Source organism: Spirosoma pomorum (genome assembly GCF_054776615.1).
Window position 1 is genome coordinate 134916 of the sequence record NZ_BAAHBP010000037.1, and the last position, 7677, is coordinate 142592.

Here is a 7677-nt window from a genome sequence, read left to right on the forward strand (position 1 = left end):
GGCTATTTGCACCACCATCTGGCATACACGTGCATGCTTGCTGGCAGCCCATACAGCTCATTGCTTATGAAGACAAACCTACCGGTTAACCAGCCTGCCGCTGACGTGGCATTGGCTCACCAGCCAGATGATCACTTTGCTCAACTCTACCGTCAGTACGTCGGTAAAGTATTTCGGACCTGCCTGGCCATGACGAAGGATGAAATGGCGGCTCAGGATTACACCCAGGATATTTTCCTCAAAGCCTTCGAAAAGCGAAATAGCTTTCAAAACCGCTCGTCTTTTTCTACCTGGTTGTACGCCATCTCCTACAATCATTGCCTGACGAAGCTCCAACAGGAGAGCCGCCGAAAAATGGTACCACTGACCGAAGCGTGCAGTGACCATCTGGCCAGTGACGAAACGACTGACGATACCGAATATCTTTTTCAGGCACAGGAAGCGGCCTTGAGCCAGTTGCCAGCTGAGGAGCAAAAGCTACTACGGCTGAAGTACGAGCAAGGCTTATCGATCCAACAAATCTGCCAGCAAGTCAGCCTGTCGGAAGGGGCCGTAAAAATGAGATTGAAACGGAGCCGGGATCGGTTACAGACGGCGCTTTACGCTGATACGGGTATGGCTGCTACCAAACTAGTCAAGTAATTTTTCGGTGATTACCGTCAACTAAACACCAGCGATTGGGCTGGCTCATCTATGACCTTCTTTTCTACTCTATTTTATGGAATATAACCTATACCTCCTTTTTACTTCTTTTTGCAGGGGCTCATTCATAGTAAAAGTTATCCAGAGTAGCTTTCTGATTGTTGCCTTGCTCTCGCTAAGCCTGATGACCCAGGCTCAGACCATTCGTTACGTTAAACCCACGTCCACTGGCAATGGCAACGGTAGCAGCTGGGCCAATGCCAGCAGCGATCTACAGGCCATGATCAGCACCAGCGCAGCCGGCGATCAGGTGTGGGTGGCGACTGGTACCTACAAGCCTATTGAAACTAGTCCTGCCAGTCGTACTGTCAGCTTTGCTATGAAGGATGGAGTGGCCATCTATGGAGGATTTACTGGTATTGAGACGAATATAAATCAGCGTCTGCTTACTAGTCCAATAATGGGTCAGCCTTCCAGCAGTACACTCAGTGGCGATATTGGAAGGGTAGGAAGTGATGGTGACAATTGCTTCCATGTCATCAACAACACGGGTCTAACCAACACAGCGGTTCTGGATGGATTTGTCATTACGGGAGGCCGTCCCACTGGCTCTGGCCTCACAGGGACTAGCGTTGGCGGAGGAATGTATAATGTAAACAGCCGTCCAACGCTGACCAACTGCGTATTTCAGAGTAATTTCAGTACTCAAAGTTCGGGGGGGGCGTTAGCAAATGATAACAGCAATCCAACTGTTACCAACTGCCTGTTCATAAATAACATAAGCGGGGTTAGTAATTTTGGTAATGGACTTGGAAATGGGGGAGCTGTATATAATACCGGCAGCAGCCCCCGTTTTATCAACTGTTTGTTTCAGAATAATACAGCCTATGACCGGGGTGGAGCTATGTTCAGCGCCAGTAGCAGTAACCCAGTGCTGATTAACTGCTCATTTTTAAATAATAGTAAAGCCGGTAACACCTTCAGTGATGACGGTGGTGGTGGTGCTATCGCAAATGAAGACAGTAATCCTGTATTGGTTAATTGTTCGTTTCAGGGTAATTCTTCCGTTCCTAATACAGGGGGGGCTTTGTACAGCACGGGTACAGGTAACTTTACACTTACTAACTGCGTCCTCTTCGGTAATGGGGGAGCGGCCACGATTTTTAATGGGGGGAGTACCCGTGTGTCGGCTACGTATAACCTCTTCGACGGATCCGCAAGTGGATATGCAGGCAATTACAATGTATCGACTAACGTGTCTCCCTTTACGAGCACAACATCGGTTCAGTTGAACGGAAGTGCCTGTAATCCGGCTATCAACGCCGGTAGTAACGCAGCCTACACGACGGCGGGTGGGCCAGCCAGTGACCTGGGTGGTAGTCCCCGGCGCTTTAACAACGGTATCATCGACATGGGCGCTTATGAGTATCAGGCGGCTCCCCCCCAAAACAACCAAACGATTACTCTTACAAATCCGGGAGTGACTACGGCAGCACAAGGCCGACCTTTCAGTGCCACCTTTACGGCGAGCAGTGGGGTAGGCCCTTACGTCTATTCAATTTTCACGGGAAATATACCGGGAATAACCGTAAATGCAACTACAGGCGTTTTGAGTGGTGTCCCTCTCCAAAGCGGCAACTTTACCATTACGGTGCAGGCCTATGACACTGGTGGCTGTGCCGGAGTGAGTCAACCCTACACGCTCGTTGTGTCAGCGGAAACCTGTCCGCCCAACTTGCAGGTGACCAACACCAACAATGATGGACCCGGTAGTTTACGGGAAGCTATGCTGACTTTGGCTATTACGACCTGCCCTGGTCCTTATACAATCACCGCAGCCGTCAGTGGTACCATCAATCTGGCTAGTGCCTTACCCGACATCAATAAAGACGTCGCTTTTATTGGGCCGGGAGCCAACAACCTGACCATCCGGCGCAGCACGGGAGGCAACTATCGATTGTTCACCATCCTCAGCAGTGCCACCGCCACTATTTCGTTCCGTGGCTTTACTTTTAGTGATGGACGACTTTCTGGTACCGCGAATGGAGGAGCGATTCTCAACCAGGGCGGCCAGCTAAGCATCCGGGATTGTATCTTCCTCAACAACCAGACCACAAACTTAGGGGGCGCTTTGGCTAACTTTGCCAGCCTGACAGTAGTTAATACTGCCTTCATTAATAACGAAGGCAGATCTGGAGGAGGTCTTTATTTGGGTGGTAGCGCTCAATTGGTCAACTGTAGTTTCAATCGCAACACCGCTTTTAGCGTTGGAGCGGGCATCTACAGCGTTGGAGCTATCAGTTCATCGTTGACCAACTGCGTGTTCTTCGACAATGGAGGATCAAACACAATTGGGAATGCCGGTGGGGCTAGCGTAACGGCTAGTTATAATCTGTTCGAGACAGCTGTAACGGGCTATACCGATGGGGGCAACAATGTCAGAGTGAACGTGTCGCCTTTTATCAGTACAACATCGGCTCAGCTGAACGGAAGTGCCTGTAATCCGGCTATCAACGCCGGCAGTAACGCAGCCTACACGACGGCGGGTGGGCCAGCCAGTGACCTGGGTGGTAGTCCCCGGCGCTTTAACAACGGTATCATCGACCTAGGCGCTTATGAGTACCAGGAAGTTCCTACAGCTAATAGCCGAACAATCGTCGTTACAAATCCAGGTGTTACTACGGCGGCCGCAAACATACCGTTCAGTGCTACTTTTACCGCTGCCGGTGGTGTAACGCCTTATGTCTACACTGTCTTTAGCGGTACACTAACCCCTGGACTCACCCTGGCCAGCACGGGCGTACTGAGTGGCAGACCCAGCCAAACTGGCAATTCGACAATCACGGTGCTGGCTTCTGATGCCAACGGTTGCCGCGTGGTCAGTCAACCCTACACCCTAGCGGTGTTGGCGGAACCCTGCCCGCCCAACCTGCAGGTGACCAACACCAACGATGCCGGACCCGGTAGTCTGCGAGAAGCCATGATCGTGCTGGCGGCTACGACCTGTCCGGGCCCCTTTACAATAACCGCAGCCATCAGTGGTACCATCAATCTGACCAGTGCCTTACCCGGCATCAATAAGGAGGTCGCATTTATTGGGCCGGGAGCCAATAACCTGACCATCCGGCGCAGCGCGGGGGGCAATTATCGGTTGTTCACCATTCCCAACAGCACCACCGGAACGGTCTCCTTCACAGGTTTTACCTTCAGCGATGGACAAGCTGCCCAGGCGGATGGAGGAGCGATTCTCAACCAGGGAGGGCAGTTAAGCATCCAGGATTGTATCTTCCTCAACAACCAGACTACAAACGTAGGGGGCGCTTTGGCTAACTTTGCCAGCCTGACAGTGGTCAATACGCTGTTTCAGGGCAACCGTAGCAGTGGCGGAGTCAACTCACGGGGGGGAGGGGTGTTTCACCAGGGCAGCAGCTTGGTGTTGATCAACACAGCCTTTTTCAGTAACAATGCGGATGCTGACGGCGGTGGCCTTTACCTCAACAACAATGCTCAATTAATCAACTGTAGTTTCGGTGGTAACACTGCCGCCCGGAGCGGAGCGGCTATCTACAACATAGCGAGCAGTAGCTCGGGTCTGACCAACTGTGTTTTCTTTGACAATGGTGGGGCGAATGCGATCATCAGTGCCAGTGGCGGTATGACGGCCAGTTATAGTCTATTCGAGACAGGTGTAACCGGCTACACCAATGGGGTTAACAACGTCATAGTGAACGTGTCTCCCTTTATCAGCACAACATCCGTTCAGCTGAGTGGCTGTTCGCCTGCCCTCAATGCGGGTAGTAACGCAGCTTACACGACGGCTGGTGGGCCATCCAGTGACCTGGGTGGCAGGCCCCGGCGCTTCAACAATGGAGTCATCGACATGGGTGCTTATGAGTACCAGGAAGTTCCCACGGTCATTAGCATAAGTAATCCATCGGTTACTTTAGCGGCAACGGGGCAGCCCTTTAGCCAGAGTTTTGTCGCTAGTAATGGTACAGCCCCTTACAGCTTTAGCCTAGCCAGTGGAACCTTACCCGCTGGTCTCACCCTGACCAGTAGTGGTGTGGTAAGCGGTACACCTACCCAAGTGGGTAATTTCCCCATTATCGTCAGGGCTACCGACGCAAGTGGCTGTTCGAATGTGAGCACTACGTATTCGCTTCTTGTCGGTAATCCCCCAACTCTTACAAACTTTGCAGCTGTTCCCAGCACGGCGTGTGTAGGTAACCCCGTTACGTTTACCGCTACGGTGGGCAACGTCACGGGCACCTACAATTTCACGCTCACCAACGGAGTCAGCACGCCCATTAGTGGTAGCAGATCAGCCGCTACTTTTAGCCAGGTAGTGATTTCTTCTGGTTCTGGCTTGCAGAGTTATAGTTTGATTGTCAGTGATAATGGATTGTCTGGTGAAGCCAATGCTGATGTAACGGTGAGCCCATTCCCGGTAGTCAGCCTGACCAACAGCGGTCCTTTGAGCTGTACCAACACCAGCGTAACGCTGACGGCTACGGGGGGCAGTTCTTATACCTTCACCACTAGCGGAGGCAGTGTGCTGGGAACGCCGGGTGCGTCCAACACGGTGGCTGTGACGGCGGCTGGCACTTACTCGGTACGGGTAGCCAACCCCAGCGGCTGCGTGAGCACCACTACTACTACTGTCACCAGCACAACAGCCACTGTTACGGTTAACAACCCTACTACCCGAAGCGGAGGGACGAACGTACTCTTCACCCAATTCTTTAGTGCGTCGGGCGGGGCTGCTCCCCGCAGTTTCAGTGTGGACAGTGGTAGTCTGCCCGATGGATTGACGCTGTCGACTTCAGGTGTCTTGAGTGGCACGCCCACACAAGGGGGGAGCTTCACCATCACCGTGCGGGCCACCGACGCGAATGGCTGTTCAGGGGTAGGCGCTGCCTACGTATTGACGATTGTGGACAACACACCCCTCATCGAGGACTTCGCAGCCGCTACCAGTACAGCGTGTGTAGGTAACCCCGTTACGTTTACCGCTACGGTGGGCAACGTAACAGGCCTCTACGACTTCACGCTCACCAACGGAGTCAGCACGCCCATTAGTGGTAGCAGATCAGCTGCTCTCTTCAGCCAGGTGGTGACTTCTTCGGGAACTGGTATACAAAGCTTCACTTTAATTGTCAGTGACAATGGCCAGTCGGCCCGGGCCATCACCCAGCTAACAGTGAGTCCATTTCCGGTGGTCAGCCTGACCAACAGCGGTCCTCTGAGCTGTACTAACACTAACGTAACGCTGACAGCTACGGGGGGCAGTTCTTATACCTTCACCACTAGCGGAGGTAGTGTGCTGGGAACGCCGGGTGCGTCCAACACGGTGGCTGTGACGGCGGCTGGCACCTACACGGTACGGGTAGCCAACCCCAGCGGCTGTGTGAGCACCACTACTACTACTGTCACCAGCACAACAGCCACTGTTACGGTTAACAACCCTACTACCCGAAGCGGAGGGGTGAACGTTGCATTCAATCAGACCTTCAGCGCGTCGGGCGGGGCTGCTCCCCGCAGTTTCAGTGTGGACAGTGGTAGTCTGCCCGATGGATTGACGCTGTCGACTTCAGGTGTCTTGAGTGGCACGCCCACACAAGGGGGGAGCTTCACCATCACCGTGCGGGTTACCGATGCGAATGGCTGCTCAGGTGTGAGTGTTAGCTACAACTTAAGTATTGTGGACAATACGCCAACTGTTGCTGGCTTTGAAGCGGTGAGCAGCACGGTCTGTGTAGGTAGTCCTGTTGCTTTCACCGCCACGGTAGGCAATGTAACGGGAACGTATAATTACACGCTCACCAATGGCAGTGGTATTTCAATTGCTGGTGCCAAAACGGGAGCGATTTTTAGTCAGAGCTTAACTTCAACTGGTTCAGGGACACAGAGCTTTACGCTGACTGTGACTGATAATGGACAGAGTAGTCAGGCGACAACGAGTGTGACCGTTAATAGCTTACCAATAGTTGAGTTGAATGCATCGAACGTCTGTGCTGGGCAGGCTGTCAGCTTGTCGGCTACCAATGGCTTAACTTCGTATACCTTTACCGGACCTTCTGGAGCTATTGCCGGCTCAGGCAACACCCGCTCGGTGGTAGGACTAGTGGCTGGTACCTACAGCTTCAGCGTGGTGGCCAGCAATGCTAGCGGTTGTGTGAACACCGATGTCGTGAGCGTGACGGTCAACGCTGTGCCAATAGCGACGCTGGTTAGCAGTGGTACGCTGAGTTGTGCCCAAACGAGTGTGACCCTGACAGCGGGTGGCGGTACTAGTTATACGTTTAGTGCCGGAGCCACGCGCATCGGTGCCACCAACCAGGCAACCGTGAGTACTGCGGGGGTATATTCCGTAACGGTTGCTAATGCTAGTGGCTGCACGAATACGGCTAGTACGACTGTCACCAGCGATACCAATCCCCCCACGGCCCGCATTCTCGTGCCGTCCAGTACCACCCTGACCTGCACCACGCCAACGCTGGCGCTGACCGCCACCGGTGGGGGGACATACCGCTGGAACGACAATACCACCGCAGCTATCAAAGCGGTAAGTACTCCGGGTACTTATTCGGTAACCGTCACCTCGCCCAACGGCTGCACTAGCTCAGCTAGTGTAAACGTAACGGCCGACCAGAGTGCGCCGTCGTTGAGTATCACTACGTCGAGTACGACTTTGACCTGCGCCAGTCCGACGGCGGTGCTGACGGCAGTGGGTACGGGATCAGTGCGCTGGAGCACGGGGGCGACCACGGCTTCGATCAGTGTGAGCAGTGCGGGGGTGTACAGCGTAACGCTGACGGCCCCCAGTGGTTGCACCACTTCCTCGAGTGTGAACGTAACGGCCGACCAGAGTGCTCCGTCGTTGACGATCACTCCAACTAGTACGGCCTTGACCTGCGCTAGTCCGACGGCGGTGCTGACGGCAGTGGGCAGCGGCAGTGTGCGCTGGAGCACGGGGGCGACCACGGCTTCGATCAGTGTGAGCAGTGCGGGGGTGTACAGCGTTACGCTGACCTC

Annotated in this window: 2 protein-coding genes; both read left to right on the forward strand. The window is 53.8% G+C overall.

All coding sequences use genetic code 11. The features are described from left to right. Positions 1-66: 66 nt before the first annotated feature. On the forward strand, positions 67-642 hold the full coding sequence (locus tag ACYVAD_RS21675) for an RNA polymerase sigma factor (protein ID WP_461141633.1): 576 nt from the start codon (positions 67-69) through the stop codon (positions 640-642). A gap of 184 nt (positions 643-826) precedes the next feature. Then, positions 827-7677, forward strand: a 6851-nt coding sequence (locus ACYVAD_RS21680; RefSeq protein WP_461141634.1) for a putative Ig domain-containing protein, incomplete at its 3' end; no start/stop codon positions are given.

Coding starts and splice junctions, on each gene's coding strand:
- ACYVAD_RS21675 (WP_461141633.1), top strand. CDS start 67: ATGAAGACAAACCTACCGGTTAACCAGCCTGCCGCTGACGTGGCATTG.